The organism is Ruegeria sp. AP12 (assembly GCF_056540025.1).
In genome coordinates, this window is sequence record NZ_JBQFVZ010000132.1 from 1 (window position 1) to 928 (window position 928).

Sequence of the window (928 nt, forward strand, 5' to 3'; positions counted from 1 at the left end):
CTGGCTTCATGCAGGCTACCACCCACCCCTCGTCAGAATGGGAGCGGGGCTCTTTCGCATGTGCAAAAGAGCCCCGTGTTAACGTCAGATGATGCAATGCCGCGTCTATGCACCTGTTCGTACATAATACTCAGTTCAGCCCGCCGCATCAACAATATATTGCGTGCGTCATCCTGCGACCCGCAAGATGAGGGCATAAATCAGAGGTTTTCCTGCACGTCCGAGGCTGCGTTTTGGATCGCATCGCCCGCTTTTTCGATGTCTTTGCCCGCGCCTTTGGCAGTTTCGCAGGCGGTCAATGCAAATAGGCTCAGGCCAATCAGAATTGCGCGGATCATATTTTTCTCCTTCATGCTCGATCAGGCCTTCGGTAGCAGTATCTTACTGAGGAGGCTAGCACTTTTGCGGTTTACCGGGGGTCGCGCTGGGTCTACGTCTGCGGCCTGCCGGGCAAACTGTTAGTGTCCTGTGTTTTCGCTGCAGAACAGCTCATAGACGGTTTCCAGCATCCGACGGGGCTTGTCATCGGCCAGTCGGTAATAGATCGCTTTGCCGTCGCGTCGGGGCGTCACCAGCCCCTCCAGCCGCAAGCGCGACAATTGCTGCGACACGGCGGCCTGGCGTGCGGACAACAGGGTCTCAAGCTCGGTAACAGATTTCTCGCCCGACGCCAGATGGCACAGGATCATCAGACGCCCTTCGTGGCTAATCGCCTTCAGAAAATTCGCCGCCCGCGACGCGTTTTCGACCATGTGGTCAAGCTCTGCCGAAGGGGTGTCCTGGGTTACTTGGGGGAGTGCCATCTAAACTTCGTTCCTTACTATCCCGCTGTGGGTGGAGCCAGAGATATACTTCTTTCCGGATAAGTACATCCAATTTACTTGTTTTGCACTATTACGCCCATATGCATGCATCAAAATACTGTGAT

The 928-nt window shown here is 55.0% G+C and carries 2 protein-coding genes; both read right to left on the reverse strand.

Going from position 1 to position 928, the window contains the following annotated elements:
* Window positions 1-200: 200 nt before the first annotated feature.
* A complete protein-coding gene (locus ACR0E6_RS21755; protein ID WP_170374868.1) occupies window positions 201-338 on the reverse strand; it encodes an entericidin A/B family lipoprotein in 138 nt (45 codons plus the stop codon).
* Window positions 339-458: 120 nt separating this feature from the next.
* On the reverse strand, window positions 459-803 hold the full coding sequence (locus tag ACR0E6_RS21760; RefSeq protein WP_170374870.1) for a metalloregulator ArsR/SmtB family transcription factor: 345 nt from the start codon (window positions 801-803) through the stop codon (window positions 459-461).
* Window positions 804-928: the final 125 nt, after the last annotated feature.